The sequence below is a fragment of the Streptomyces sp. KM273126 genome (assembly GCF_004337435.2).
Taxonomy (GTDB): domain Bacteria; phylum Actinomycetota; class Actinomycetes; order Streptomycetales; family Streptomycetaceae; genus Streptomyces; species Streptomyces acidicola.
Genome location: NZ_SJXB02000002.1, coordinates 1719366 through 1732268, shown reverse-complemented (window position 1 = coordinate 1732268; position 12903 = coordinate 1719366). Strand labels below are relative to the sequence as shown.

Below are 12903 nucleotides of genomic sequence, written 5' to 3'. Positions count from 1 at the left end.
AGCGGACCGCAGCGGCATTGACGGCGACGTCGAGGACGCCGTGCGCGGCGCCGAAGACGAGCGCCGCCACGAGGAGCGTGTGCAGGCCGCGGCAGGCCCCGAGGGCGGCGAGGCAGGCGGCGAGTGCGATGGCGAGCGCGCGAGGGCGCCGCCGGTCAGCAGCGTGGGGAGGCGGGCCGGGTGGGCGAGGCGTCCGCCCGTCTGGAGCCCGGCGATCATGCCGAGGGCGGCGGCCAGCAGCACCAGGGCGAGCCCGGCGGTGCTCACCTCGGCGGTGTGCTGGACGGCGGGCATGCGCGCGCCCCACACAGCCATCACCGCGCCCAGGCCGGCGAAGTACCCGGTCAACAGTCGGCGGCTGCGCGCCAGTTCGGGCGCCGCGCGCTGGTTCACGCGGCTCACTCCCCCGTGGCCGGGGCCGTGTGCGCGACTGCAGCCACCTGGACGTCGAGGTTGCGGTACACCTGCTGCGCACGGGCCTGGCCGGCCGGGGCGGCCGACCCGGCGGTGATCAGGTACATGTCACCATCCGGCGGCAGCAGGAGGCTGTCGCCGACGTCGCGCTGGAAGCAGAGGCGTTCGAGCCAACTGGTCCGTCGCCGGACTTGGCCCGGGCCCGTGCCCGCCCGCTCAGCACCGCCCGGGCCGGGTTCTGGGCATCGAGCGGGTCCGATTTGCCGCGCTGAGGGCGGTCGGTCCGGTCGGGCCGGATTCCGTCGAGCACTTCGACGCCATGGGTCAGCAGGTAGCGGCAGAGGGCTGCTTCGAAGGAGCCGGTGCCCTCCACCCCTGCCCGCCATACCGTGCCCAAGCCGCTGGCCCACTGAAGCAGTTCGCGGCATCCGGCCGCGGTGGCCGGGAACCCTTCGGTACCGATCACCGCCCCCGCCGGAGAGAGCACGGCAGCCACATGAACGTCCCGCTGCGTGTCCAGCCATGGTCTGGGCTACTGCGTCGGCGTGGGGCATCAGGGTCAGCTGTCCGATGTGGGTTTCGATGGCTCTCGCTTCGATCAGGAACGGCCGGTCGAACTGCCAGAAGATCTCCGTCACATCGCATGCCTGGGTCTCGAACAGGCACGCGGTCCGCAGGGCGAGCCTGGGTACTGCGCTCACGCGCGTGCGGCCGTCGAGGGCCGCTGCGGCGGCGTACTGTCGGCCGGTCAGGGGCTTGGGAGAGGGCAGGTTCCACGCCCGTCCCCTTGACGCCTCGCCGTCGGCCAGGATCACGAGTGCCCGCGCGAGATCCGGCAGGTAGTGCAGGGCGTGCGGTTGGTCGAGCTTGCCCGGCCAGAACATGCGCCACCCGGCGACCGCCCGCGCGAACAGGGTGTTCCCGGGGACCGAGATCAGCCCCTGGGGGCCGGGGCCGTAGTAGTCGGCACCCCGGCCGCCGCAGCGGAGTCTTGCCGCCCGGCAAAGACTCCTTCGCTGCTTGGTGCTGCCCACCATGAACACCCCGTCCGACCGGCCCGAAGACGGCCGGATACAGTGCGCGCGACGGCAGCCCGGTTACTTAAGGAGGGGAAGCGTGACCGACACCAGCGAAACGCGAACCGCCGGCAGTGCAGCGCACGAGACCCAGCGGAGCCGACTGCACCGCCTGATGCGCTACCTCCCCCTGATCGCCCCCGTCCTGCTGTGGACCGTGCCCTGCTGGCTGCTGCTGCACGCCGGCCAGCACTGGCCGCTCCCTGTCACTCTGGCCGGCACCGCCCTGTTCACCCTCGGCCTGATCGGCATGCCGCTCGCGATGGTGCGCGGCCACGGCCGACGGCAGCAGGACTGGGCGGCGATCGTCGGCGACACCCTGCTGGGCACCATCTGGGTCCTGTTCACCTGGTCCGTTCTGCTCGGCGTCCTGCTGCGGCTCGCCCTGACCGTGAGTGGCGTCGGCGACGGCCAGGACCGGGCCCGGATCGTCACCTGGGCGGTCCTCGGCGCATCCGCCGTGCTGCTCGCCTGGGGGTACGCCGAGGCTCGCCGGGTACCACGGGTACGCCGCCTCGACGTGCAACTTCCGCGTCTGGGGACCGGGTTGGACGGCACGCGCGTCGTCCTCATCACCGACACCCACTACGGCCCGCTCGACCGCGCGCGCTGGTCGGCGCGGGTCTGCGAGACGGTGAACACTCTGCAGGCCGACCTGGTCTGCCACACCGGAGACATCGCGGACGGCACGGCCGAACGCCGCCGTGCCCAGGCCGCCCCACTCGGCACCGTGCAGGCCACCCGGGCCCGGGTCTACGTCACCGGCAACCACGAGTACTACAGCGAGGCCCAGGGCTGGGTCGACCTCATGGACGAGCTGGGCTGGGAGCCGCTGCGCAACCGCCATCTGCTGCTCGAACGCGGTGGCGACACCCTCGTGGTCGCCGGCGTGGACGACGTCACCGCCGAGTCCTCCGGCCTCGCCGGCCACCGCGCCCACCTCGCCGGAGCCCTGCACGGCGCCGACCCCGACCACCCCGTCCTGCTCCTGGCCCACCAGCCCAAGTTCGTCGACCGGGCGGCAGCCGACGGCGTCGACCTCCAACTCTCCGGCCACACCCACGGCGGCCAGATCTGGCCCTTCCACCACCTGGTCCGCATCGACCAGCCCGCCCTCGCCGGCCTCAGCCGCCACGGCACCCGCACCCTCCTCTACACCAGCCGCGGCACCGGCTTCTGGGGCCCGCCGTTCCGCGTCTTCGCCCCCAGCGAGATCACCCTGCTCGTACTCCGCTCCCCGCAGCGGCCCCCCTCGCCGTAGCGCTGGGCGGGCCGGCGATTCCGCCTGGAGATGCTGCAGTGCGCCGGTACCCGAAGAAGGGCTGCGCATCCTGCAACGCCCTGCGTGTCACCAGCGGCACCACCGCCTTCCAGGAAGATCGGGCGGCGAAGAAGGGCATCGCACCCCAGACCGTCCGGCCGAACGCCGCCGCGGACTCCCCCACCGGCTACGGCCCCAGCGACCTGCAGTCGGCCTACGGCCTGACCTCCGCCGCCTTCGCCAGCGGCTCCGGCAGGACCATCGCCATCGTCGACGCCTACGACGACCCGAACGCAGAACCGGACCTGGCCAACACTCACGACAGTCAGGCTCTGATGCCCTTATCCGGAGCCTCCCACCGATCCGCTCCACCGCGGGCCGCACCGACGCCGGTCGGCCAAGCTCCACGGGGCAAGGGCTGTGACTACTTCCACTTGCGCTGATGGCTGCACTGGCAAGCCATCACCCCCTACAGCGCTGACGGTGGACTGTGGCCACTTCGTCTCGCAGATCAAGGTTGTGTGAACTACGTATTTACGCGGCCGACCTCGATCGTGTGGAGCGAGCCGAGGTCTACGCGATTTCGATGGCCCTGGGAGTGCCGGAGGCGAGGGAGTCGCCGGGAGAGGCCGCTGGCGCAGGCGATCCCCCCGCCAGGGCAGGGACGACGGCACACACGGAGGGCGCGGCGTCCAGCGGCTCCTGCATGCCAGCCACCATGCGGGCGAAGCCGGTGCCCTGCGAACCGGCACACCGCGTCATTCCGAAGGAATGCGAAACTCGAATTTGGGACGGTCCCACGGCACGGCCGGCGGGTTCGCGAGCGCGGTCCCGGTCCGCACTGCACCGACGCGGTGGTAGAAGTCCTCGGCGGGAAGATGCGACACGACCTTGACACGGTCGAGCCCGGCGGCACGGGCCTCGGACTGCATGTGCGCAACGAGCAGCCGTCCAATACCACGTCCTTGCGCTTCGTTGGCGACGAACAGCAGGTCGAGCTCCGGTGGAGCGAGGACGAGCGAGTAGAACCCGATGACCGGGCCTCCACGCTCGTCGGCGCCGACGGCTACGAAGGCGCGGTGGGCTTCGATGTAATCAGGACCGACCCGGTAGCCCGCCACTGCGGCTGCGTACTTACCCTCGTAGGCGCCTGAACCACGCACGAGCCGCGTGAGCCGTTTGGCATCCCGCGCGACTGCCCTCCGTATCGTGATCGGCTGGCTGATCGGAGAAGTGCGTGAACTCATCGGGAGAGTATTTCGCACCGGGGAGTGCCTTCCTGCGGCGGGTCGGCTGCTCGGGCAGGCGTTCCTGCACCGCTCCCGGGAACCACTCGTGCGAGCGCAACCGATCTCACGCCGAAGCCGCACCGGAGCGCTCCGGTGCGGCTTCGGCGTCTCACAGCTCCGCGCGGAGGTCCCCGTCGGAACGGTTTCGGGCCTCACCCCGTATCACCCACTATCAAACGCGCTCTCACACAGCTCTCACCAACTGTGCCGACTCCCTCGGACTGGGATGCCCTGAGCCGGCATTACGCCCCTGTCCTGGATTGGCTGGACGCGGCTGGACGGTCTCTACAACCTGTGCCATGTGGGACGACCGTCACAGCTCAAGGACAGTGGCACCACTGCACGTGGCCGATCTCGTTGCCAGCGGCCGGTTGCAGATGTCGTCGGAAGCACGAGCCCCTCCAGGACGGCATGGGTGTCCGTCACGGCGGGCTGCGCATCAGCGGTTCTCCGCGCCGGGGCAGAAGCCCCGACCTGCAGGCGACTCGTCTACCCGCTGGAGTGGCCCATGCCGGACGGCGCCGCAGCCGCCACGCTCGACTACTACACCGCGCGCACCGATCCGGACGGCCCGGCCATGACCGACTCGGTGCACGCGATCGACGCGGCCGCGATCGGAGAGCCGGGCTGTGCCGCGTACACCTTCCTGCGGCGCGCCTACCAGCCCTTCGCGCGGGGCCCGTTCGCGCTCTTCTCGGAGTCTCGCGGTGAGAAGGCGGGAGCCGCCGACCCGCTCGCGGGCTCCCCCGCCCAGGACTTCCTCACCGGCAAGGGCGGCTTCCTGCAGGTCTTCACCCACGGCCTGACCGGTCTGCGGCTGCGCGCCGACGCCCTGCACCTCGATCCGACGCTGCCGCCCCAGCTCACAGACGGCGTTCGCCTGTCAGGGCTGCGGTGGCGCGGACGGGCGTACGACGTCGAGATCGGGCCGGAGACCACCACGGTCCGGCTGCGCTCGGGTGACCCGATCCCCCTGGACACCCCCGAGGGCCGGTTCACGCTCTCCGGCACGGTCGCCCTCAAGACCCGCCGCCCCGACCTCACCCCCACCCCCGACGTGGCCCGCTGCCGGCCGGCCACGGCGACCTCGGCCGAGCCGGGGCTGTACCCGGAGGCGGCCGTGGACGGCAGCCCCGCCACCGTCTGGTCCCCCGCCGCCGAACGCGCCGCCCTCACCGTCGACCTGGGACGGGAGGTGAACGTCGGCACGGTCCGGCCGACCTGGCAGAAGCGGCCGGCGTCGTCCACCGTCGAGGTCTCGACGGACGGGCGGGCCTGGCACCGGGCGGACGGGAGCGCGGTCCGATACGTGCGGGTGCGCGTGCGCGGGGACGCGGTGGCGCTGGCCGATCTGGATGTGCGGACCTGACGGCCGGAACCGACCCCGGCTCGACAACTCGGATCAATGTGGCGCTGGTTGCCATATCGTGGTCATATGGCGCTGCATCTCCACAGTGACAGTCCGTGGCGTGTGAGGGTGGACGACGAGGAAGGCACGCCCTGTGGCGCCGGAGTGCTGCTCGACGACCAGCATGTACTCACCTGCGCACATGTGGTCCGGAATGCCGGAGCGGCACCCGGGGGCGCCACGTCTCACGTGCGGATCAGCAGTGTGGCGTGCCGCCCGGAGTGGACCCGCACCGCGCACGTGGCCCCGGGCACATGGGTGCACCAGCACGGCACGCAGCGCGGCGACGTGGCGCTGCTCGAACTCGACGAGCCGGCCGGCTGCGGCACCCGGACCACGCTGTGGAAGGCCCCCATCTCCGGCGGCACGGTCCGGGTGTACGGCTTTCCCCGTGCCGAACCGTTCGGCATGGGGGCGGACGCGCGGCTGGCGGGATCCGGCCACCGGCAGGGCGAGTGGGGCTTGTTGAAGCGGCTGCGCGAGGGCGACCCGTGGATCGAGCGGGGGTACTCGGGCGCCGGGGCAATGGCGATGGGCGGCGAGTTCGACAAACGCGTCATCGGCATCGTGGTGGCCGATTACGTCGACGGCGACGCGAGGGCGGCATGGATGTTGCCGACCGAGACGATGCTGAAGTACCTGCCCCGTATCGAGGAGTTCACCGGCGGGGACCCCAATGACGCATTGGGGCACGCGCGCGGCGAGTTGCCCGACGACGTGCTGGGCGACCCGCTACGGCTCGCGCTGACGCAGGAGCTCACCCGGCTGCTCGACAGCGGCTGGTCCGGCACCGTCGTCGTCGGCACCGGCGGCACGACCGCCGTGGGCGACTCCTGGCTCGTCCGTCTGGTGCGGACGGCCGATCCGGCGGCCCGGGCCACCGTCACCGACGCCGAGCTCAGCGGAGCCCCCCGGGACACGGTCCTCGGGCTCGGCGCCATCGACGCGGCTTACGACGCGCGCGGTAAGTCGGTCGCCGACGTCAGCGGCTACCTCACGGGCCGGTTCGCGCTCGCCGGCGGGGACGCCCGCGAGGTGCGGCAACAACTGCTCCGCCGCCGGCCGCCCGCCTGCCTGGTGGTGGGCGGCGTCGACCGGGCCAAGGACCCGGAAGCCCTCGTACGGCAGCTGCTGGGGCAGTTGGCCGCCCGCGCCCGGTCGCGCGGCGTCCGCCTCGTCCTCGGCTTCGAGGGCACGCCACCGGCCGACCTCGCCTATGACGTCTCCCTGGACCCCGAACCGCTCCGCGGGGACGCCGCCCGGGGCGTGACCGCCGACGAGGTCCAGACGGTCGTGGGACAGCTCGCCGCCGATGAGGACGCCGCGTCCGCGCTGCAACAGGAGTGGGGCGTACGGTTCTTCGCCGCGCCCCGGCTGCCGCCGCGTGCCGCGCCCCGGCTCCGGGTCCGGCTGTCCGTGGCCCGGGCGACGGAGCCAAACCCCGAACTCACCGCGGTCCACGACCGGGCCGTCGACGCCCGCGCAGCCCTGGCCCGGTTCGACCGCGACCTGCGCCGGCTGATCGCGACCCACAAGGACCTCACCGCCGGTCTGGAACTGCACCGCGTCCGGGCCGCGCGGTACTTCGGCGCCGAGGACCGACCGCTCGCCGAGCGGCACGCCCCCGCCGCCCGCGCGCTGGGGACCGAGCCGATCGACCTCGTGGCCGCGCGCAAGCTGGTCAGGGGCTACACCGACGAGGTCAACCGACGGATCGAGGAAGGGGTGACGCGTGCGGATGGGCCGTGAGATGTGCAATCTCCCCGACTGCGGGCGCGGCGAGATCGACGAACAGGGCTTCTGCGACGTGTGCGACCGAGAGCCGCTGCGGCAGGAAGACACCGTGCCGGCGGACCGCGCCCCGGAACCGGAACCGCCGACGCGGGGCGGCACGAGCGTCGGCGTGGCGCACGTACGCCCGGACCCCTGGTACGGCCTCGGCCTGGTCGGCTCCGATCAGGCCCCGGAGGCTCCGGAGGTGCTGCTGCGCTTGTCGGCCCCGGTCGCCGAGGAGCACCGCTTCTGCGCCAACCCCTCCTGCGGGCGGCCGGTCGGACGCGGCCACGACGGCCGGCCGGGCCGGACCACCGGCTTCTGCGAGCACTGCTGCACCCCTTTCGACTTCGCCCAGCCGAGCGGCCTCACCATCGCCGGTCGCTACGACGTCGCACGCGTCCTCGGCTCGGGGGCTTATGGCGCCGCCTACCTCGCCCACGACCGCAACCTCGCGACCCACGTCGTCCTCAAGTCCCTGCACAAGTCGGTCGCCAAGACCGCCCTGCACGAACGGGACGTCCTGGTCGAGCTCCGGCACGACAGCATCGTCCGCATCCTGGGCTACGAGCACGAAGGTCCGCACCTCGTCCTCGAATACGTGCCGGGCGTACCGCTCTCGGCCCGCGACGGCGACCGCCTCGAAACCCTCCTCGCGCACGGCGTCCGCATCCTCCAGGCGCTCGACTACCTGCACGAGCGGGGCCTGCTGCACTGCGACGTCAAACCCCTGAACATCATCCGCTTCCGGGAGGAGGGCCCGGCCGGCGCGCTCGACCGGGTGCGGCTCATCGACTTCGGCGCGGTGCGCAGCCAGACGAAGGACACCGGGCCGGTCGTGGCGTACACGAGGGCGTACGCACCGCCGGAGACCGATCCGGAACATCTGCGCCCCACCCCCGGCTTCGACCTCTACGCACTGGGCATGACCCTGCGCGAGGTCTGCCGCTCCCGCTGGACCGACCGCTCCGCACCGGGCGTCGACTCGCTCCATCTGCTGCTGGACCGTGCCACGGACCCCCGCAGGCCATGGCGGTTCGTGTCGGCACGGCAGTTCGCGGAGCAGCTCAGCGGTGTCATCCGGCAGGTCGTGGCGGCCCCGCCGACGCGTCTTCAGGTGGCCCGGCCCTCAGCCCTGTTCGGCTCGATGCCCGAACCGCTGCACGGCGGGCTGGGCGCGGCCCGCCCCCTCGCCCACTGGGTCGAGGCGCAGCCGGACGAGGAGGCGCTGCTGACGATGCCCGCGCCGTTCTCCTCACCGGAGCCCGGAGACGTCGCGGCCGCCCTCCCGGCCCCGCTGTCCGATCCCGACGACCCGGGCATCACGGGCCCGGCCGGCGGCGCGCTGGCCGAGAGCCGACTCGCCCTCCGCAGAAAGGACGCCGCATCAGCGGCGGGGCGGCTCGCGGCGGCAGGCCTGCCAGACTGGCACTGGCTGTCGGACTGGTACTGCGGCCTGATCGCGCTGGCCGACGGGTGGCCGAAGCGGGCCTCCGTCGTGTTCCCCCAGGTGCGCAGGGCACTTCCCGGCGAGCTGATACCGCAACTCGCCCTCGGCCTGTGCGCCGAGCTCCGCAGGGACCGCCTGGTCGCGCAGTCGCACTACAGCACGGCCTTCGACACCACCCCCGCACTCGGCGCGGCCGGCTTCGGCCTGGCCCGCGTCCTTCTGCTGGGCGGCGAGCGCGCGAAGGCGGTGGACGTCGCCGAACAACTGGCCAAGGAGTTCCGCTACGAGCGCGAGGCGCGCGTGGCGGCCGTACGCCTGCGCGTCATGGTCCTCTCCGAGCCGGACCACCCGGCGCCGACCGAGGAGGACGTGGCCCAGGCCAAGGCGGCCCTGCCCGGCCTCGACGTGGACGAGGCTGCGGCCGCAGCACTGCGCGCCGAGATCCAGTACGCGGAGTTCCTGCGCACCCACGACCGGCTGAAACTGTCCGAGGCGATCCGCGCCCTCGGCCCGCACGCGCCCACCGAGCGCGAGTACGTCGCACTGGTGGACCTGGCGAACCGGCTGCGTCCGGCGCTGAGATGGATGCGGTCGGGAAAGCGTGGCAGAACCGGTCATTCCCGTTTCGGAGCAACACCCGGGGAGCTAAGCTCCTAATACGCTCCGTCGAAGACGTGGGCACGCTCCGTAGGGGAACACGCAGCGACGCGATCGGGTGGTGCCGGTGGGGGACAGGTCGCCCTTGGGGCTCAGCTTTGCCCTGGAAGTGGACACACCCGCGGATCTGCCCTACGACGAGCAACGCGCGGACACCCTGATCACCGTCACGGCGCACTCCACCGCGGGCTCGGCCCCGCAGACTCCGGGTGCCGAAATCCTCATCATGGACCGTTCGTTGTCCATGTCCGGCCGCAAGCTGGACGAGGCGAAACGCGCGATGTGCGCGGCCATCGACACCCTGCGCGACGGCACCCGCCTGGGGATCGTGGCGGGCAACCACAAGGCCGATGTGATCTTCCCGACGACGGGCGGCCTGGCCCGCGTCGACGCCCGCACGCGGGAGGACGCCAAGCTCCGGGTCATCGGCCAGCTCCCCGAGGGCGGCACGGCGATCGGCCAGTGGCTGGCCCGCGCCCGCCAGCTCTTCGCGTCGGTGGACTCCCCGGGCACGGTGCGCCACGCGGTGCTCTATACGGACGGCAAGGACGAGCACGAGACACCCGAGCAACTCGGCGACATCCTCACGTCGTGCACCGACCAGTTCATCTGCGACGCAAGGGGCTTGGGCGACGACTGGCACTACACCGAACTCCTCCGTATCACCGAGGCCCTGCACGGCACCGCCGAGGCCGTCGTCACCATCTCCGACCTCACGGAGGACTTCACTCGCCTGATGCGCGAGGCGCAGCGGATCGTCGTACCCCGGGTGTATCTGGGCCTGCGCCTCAACCACCGTTTCCAGCTGGAGTTCGTACGGCAGACACGCCCCATCGAGGCCGAACTGACGGCACGTCGGCAGCGTGACGGCGAGACCCACATCCCGCTGGGCTCCTGGCCCCCGGAGACTCGCCAGTACCAGGTCTCCCTCCGCTTCGACCCCAACAGCCTGACCGTCGACGAGACCCTGCGCGCCGCCCGCATCACCCTGCACGCCGAGCTCCCCGACGGAACCCGCCGGCCCTGCTCCGCGCCCGCGGCCATGGTCGTACGCCGCCGCTCGACACCCGGCTTCGGCGTCGCCCGCTCCCCCGACCTCACCCGCGTCGAGAACGAACGCGAACTCGGCATGGCCATGCGCGCCTGCGCCGACGCCCACCTGAGCGGAGACCTCGACCGCGCGGACCACGAACTGCGCCTCGCGATCGGCCACGCGGAATCCCTCCGGGACACCACGCGTCTGCGACTGCTGCGCGCGGTGGCGACCAGCGGCCCCGACGGCCGACTGCGCGTGCGGCGGGACGTCTCCCGAGGACAGATGCAGGCAATCGGCGTCGACTCGACCAAGACCGCGACACGACCGGTTGACCCGCATGAACTCCCGGTCCACGACGCCAAGTTGCCCCGTGCGTGTCCGCGGTGCGGTACGACGTCGATGTCGCCCACGGCCAGGTTCTGCGAGAAGTGCGGGCATCGGTTCGGGGATGCGGGTGCGGCCGATGAGCCGGTGGATGCGTTGTGACCGGCGTGCGGCTGCGCGTACCCCATCCGGTCGTGGTGCTGCGGTGGCTCAGGGCGGGCGTGCTGGGCATGGTGGCGGTGACGGCGCTGCTGTACCTGGTGGTGGCCAATCAGGCCGGAGAGCAGATCGCCGCCGCTGAGCGCACAAACACAGCCATCCGACACATCCGCGACGCGCACGACCAGGCCAGGAAGGCGGACGAGGCGCTCGACGCCGCCTCCAGGACCGGGGCGATCGACCTGATCGGCACCGGCGCCGACTTCGCCAACGCCACCGCACGCGTGAGCTCCCACCTCACCTCCGCGACGGAGGGCAACGCGGCCGGGCAGCGGGGGCTGAGCCACATCCAGTTCGTCCAGGGCCAGTTGGCCACGTGTGTGCAGATGGCCAACACGGCGGGCGTGGCGAGGGCCCGCGACGCGCTGAACGACGAGCCGGAGAAGGACGGCAAGAACACGGTCCCCTTCACGGGCGGCCTCAGGCAGTCGCTCGAGGATCTCGAAGAGCTGGAGGTCGAAGCCCGTCATGACCAGCTCCGGTCAGGCTGGCGGAACCCCCGCCTCCTCTGGCCCCTGTTCATCGGACCGGTGACGGTCCTGCTGCTGCTGGTCTGTGCGACCGGCTACCTCGTCGCCCACCACTTCCGGCGGTACCCCAGCCCGGCGCTCGTGGCGGCTCTGGCGGTCACCGCGTCGATCGGCATCACCATGTGCACGACCGACCCACCCGCCATGGCGATCGCGCTGCCCGTGCTCGCCGCCGCCGGTGCGCTCGCGTATCTGGCCTATCGTCCCCGTCTCACCGAGTACAGATTCCCTCGCTCATGAGAAGACTGACGGCACCACTCGTGCGCTGCGCCCTGGTCCTCGGGCTGGTCCTGGCGCCGGTCGCGTGCGGTGAACCCGAGAAGGACAAGGTGACGATCATGGTTCCCTGGTCCGACACCGAGTTCAAGGCGTTCTACGCGGTCGTCAAGGACTTCGAGAGCCACCACGACATCGACGTCGAACCGCAGGTCACCCGCGCCCTGACCCAACAGCTCGACGCCGCGGTGGCCGCGGACGCGAAGCCCGACCTGGCCGTGCTGCCCAGTGTGGGAGCGATCGCCAAGTACCGGAAGGAAGGGGCGCTGAAGAAACTCGACGTCGACACGAAGGCGTACGTGCAACCCTTCCGCGGTCTGGGCATGAACGGCGAGGACGTTTACGCGGTCCCCGTCAAGGCCGACGTCAAAAGCCTCATCTGGTACGACGCCGAGGTCACCCCGCGGCCTCCCGAGAGCTGGACGGCTCTCCGGTCCCGTTCCGACAACTGGTGCCTGGGTCTGGAGTCCGGTCCGACCTCCGGCTGGCCCGGCGCCGACTGGATAGCGGACATCCTGCTCGCCGGCGGGGGCGTCGACACCTACACCGCCTGGGCCTCGGGGGATACGGAGTGGGACTCGGCGCCGATCGAGGATGCGTGGACCGTGTGGGGGGACCTCATAGCAGGCACCCGCAAGGGCGCGTCCACACTCAACTTCCGCGATGCCGCCGAGAAAATGACCAAGAAGGGGTGTTCTCTCAGCCACGGCGCCCTGTCCGCGATGCCTTTCAAGGCGGCCCAGGTGAAGGACGACCGGTACACGTACGTACCGTCCTCTCGTGAAACCCTGGAGGTCTCGGCGGACTTCGTCGGACAGTTCACCGGGAACAAGAGCGCCGACGAGTTCATCGAGTACCTGGCGGGCGCGGAAGCCCAGCAGGCCTGGGTGAACGAACCCGGCTTCGCGCTCTCCGCCAACAAGAGGGTGACGGAGTACGACAACACCACTCAGGGCCGGATAGCCGGGATGCTCCGCTCCTCCCGTCACACGCTCTGCTTCAGCGCCGCCGACGCGATGGATCCCGACGTGACCGCCGCCTTCTACCGAGCGGTCCTCGACTACGCGAACGCCGAAGAGCCGACACCACCGCTGACAGCACTCAGCAAAGTCCAGAAGGAACTGGGGTATTCACGGCCAGATTCTCCACCACCACCCAAACCGCTCTGCAATAACACGAACCGCCCCTGA

At 71.5% G+C, this 12903-nt stretch carries 10 protein-coding genes and 1 pseudogene; 8 read left to right on the top strand and 3 right to left on the bottom strand.

The window, feature by feature from the left end; translation table 11 throughout:
* Positions 1 to 398: 398 nt before the first annotated feature.
* Both E0500_RS44595 and E0500_RS38345 read right to left on the bottom strand, forming a co-directional pair.
* Complete coding sequence (locus tag E0500_RS44595) at positions 399 to 521, bottom strand: hypothetical protein (protein ID WP_258573762.1); 123 nt, start codon at positions 519 to 521, stop codon at positions 399 to 401.
* Positions 512 to 934, bottom strand: a complete 423-nt coding sequence (locus tag E0500_RS38345) for a transposase (protein ID WP_258573930.1) — start codon at positions 932 to 934, stop codon at positions 512 to 514. Before E0500_RS38345 ends, E0500_RS44595 begins: the two co-directional genes overlap by 10 nt.
* Positions 935 to 1530: 596 nt before the next feature.
* Between E0500_RS38345 and E0500_RS38340 the strand changes: the two genes are divergently transcribed.
* Together E0500_RS38340 and E0500_RS45630 are read left to right on the top strand one after the other, a co-directional pair.
* Complete coding sequence (locus tag E0500_RS38340; RefSeq protein ID WP_131562952.1) at positions 1531 to 2751, top strand: metallophosphoesterase; 1221 nt, start codon at positions 1531 to 1533, stop codon at positions 2749 to 2751.
* Positions 2752 to 2789: 38 nt separating this feature from the next.
* Positions 2790 to 3194 (top strand): hypothetical protein, encoded by a 405-nt coding sequence (locus E0500_RS45630; RefSeq protein ID WP_399120731.1) that lies wholly within the window; start codon positions 2790 to 2792, stop codon positions 3192 to 3194.
* 315 nt (positions 3195 to 3509) lie between these two features.
* On the opposite strand, the gene E0500_RS38330 is transcribed toward E0500_RS45630, so the two are convergent.
* A complete protein-coding gene (locus E0500_RS38330) occupies positions 3510 to 3998 on the bottom strand; it encodes a GNAT family N-acetyltransferase (protein WP_165934972.1) in 489 nt (162 codons plus the stop codon).
* A 526-nt stretch (positions 3999 to 4524) separates the two neighbouring features.
* On the opposite strand from E0500_RS38330, the pseudogene E0500_RS38325 reads away from it, so the two are divergent.
* The 6 genes and pseudogenes from E0500_RS38325 to E0500_RS38300 all read left to right on the top strand — a co-directional run.
* Positions 4525 to 5409, top strand: a pseudogene (locus E0500_RS38325) (glycosyl hydrolase family 65 protein); the annotation flags it as partial.
* 66 nt (positions 5410 to 5475) lie between these two features.
* Positions 5476 to 7197: a trypsin-like peptidase domain-containing protein gene (locus tag E0500_RS38320; RefSeq protein ID WP_165935033.1), complete on the top strand. Its 1722-nt coding sequence runs from the start codon at positions 5476 to 5478 to the stop codon at positions 7195 to 7197.
* Positions 7187 to 9328, top strand: coding sequence for a protein kinase domain-containing protein (locus tag E0500_RS38315; RefSeq protein WP_258573929.1), 2142 nt, complete (start codon positions 7187 to 7189; stop codon positions 9326 to 9328). The genes E0500_RS38320 and E0500_RS38315 overlap by 11 nt, the downstream gene beginning before the upstream one ends.
* Before the next feature lie 109 nt (positions 9329 to 9437).
* The gene (locus E0500_RS38310; protein WP_181587363.1) at positions 9438 to 10850 is read left to right on the top strand and encodes a VWA domain-containing protein; all 1413 of its coding nucleotides are present in this window, start codon (positions 9438 to 9440) and stop codon (positions 10848 to 10850) included.
* Positions 10847 to 11677 carry a hypothetical protein gene (locus E0500_RS38305; protein ID WP_131564409.1) on the top strand — a complete coding sequence of 277 codons (831 nt, stop codon included), beginning with the start codon at positions 10847 to 10849 and terminating at the stop codon, positions 11675 to 11677. Before E0500_RS38310 ends, E0500_RS38305 begins: the two co-directional genes overlap by 4 nt.
* A complete protein-coding gene (locus tag E0500_RS38300; protein WP_131564411.1) occupies positions 11674 to 12903 on the top strand; it encodes an ABC transporter substrate-binding protein in 1230 nt (409 codons plus the stop codon). Before E0500_RS38305 ends, E0500_RS38300 begins: the two co-directional genes overlap by 4 nt.

What these genes read in the sequence shown, in the direction of transcription:
- E0500_RS44595 (WP_258573762.1), bottom strand. Translation starts at nt 521, where the DNA reads ATGTACCTGATCACCGCCGGGTCGGCCGCCCCGGCCGGCCAGGCCCGT.
- E0500_RS38330 (WP_165934972.1), bottom strand. Translation starts at nt 3,998, where the DNA reads ATGAGTTCACGCACTTCTCCGATCAGCCAGCCGATCACGATACGGAGG.
- E0500_RS38320 (WP_165935033.1), top strand. Translation starts at nt 5,476, where the DNA reads ATGGCGCTGCATCTCCACAGTGACAGTCCGTGGCGTGTGAGGGTGGAC.
- E0500_RS38315 (WP_258573929.1), top strand. Translation starts at nt 7,187, where the DNA reads ATGGGCCGTGAGATGTGCAATCTCCCCGACTGCGGGCGCGGCGAGATC.
- E0500_RS38300 (WP_131564411.1), top strand. Translation starts at nt 11,674, where the DNA reads ATGAGAAGACTGACGGCACCACTCGTGCGCTGCGCCCTGGTCCTCGGG.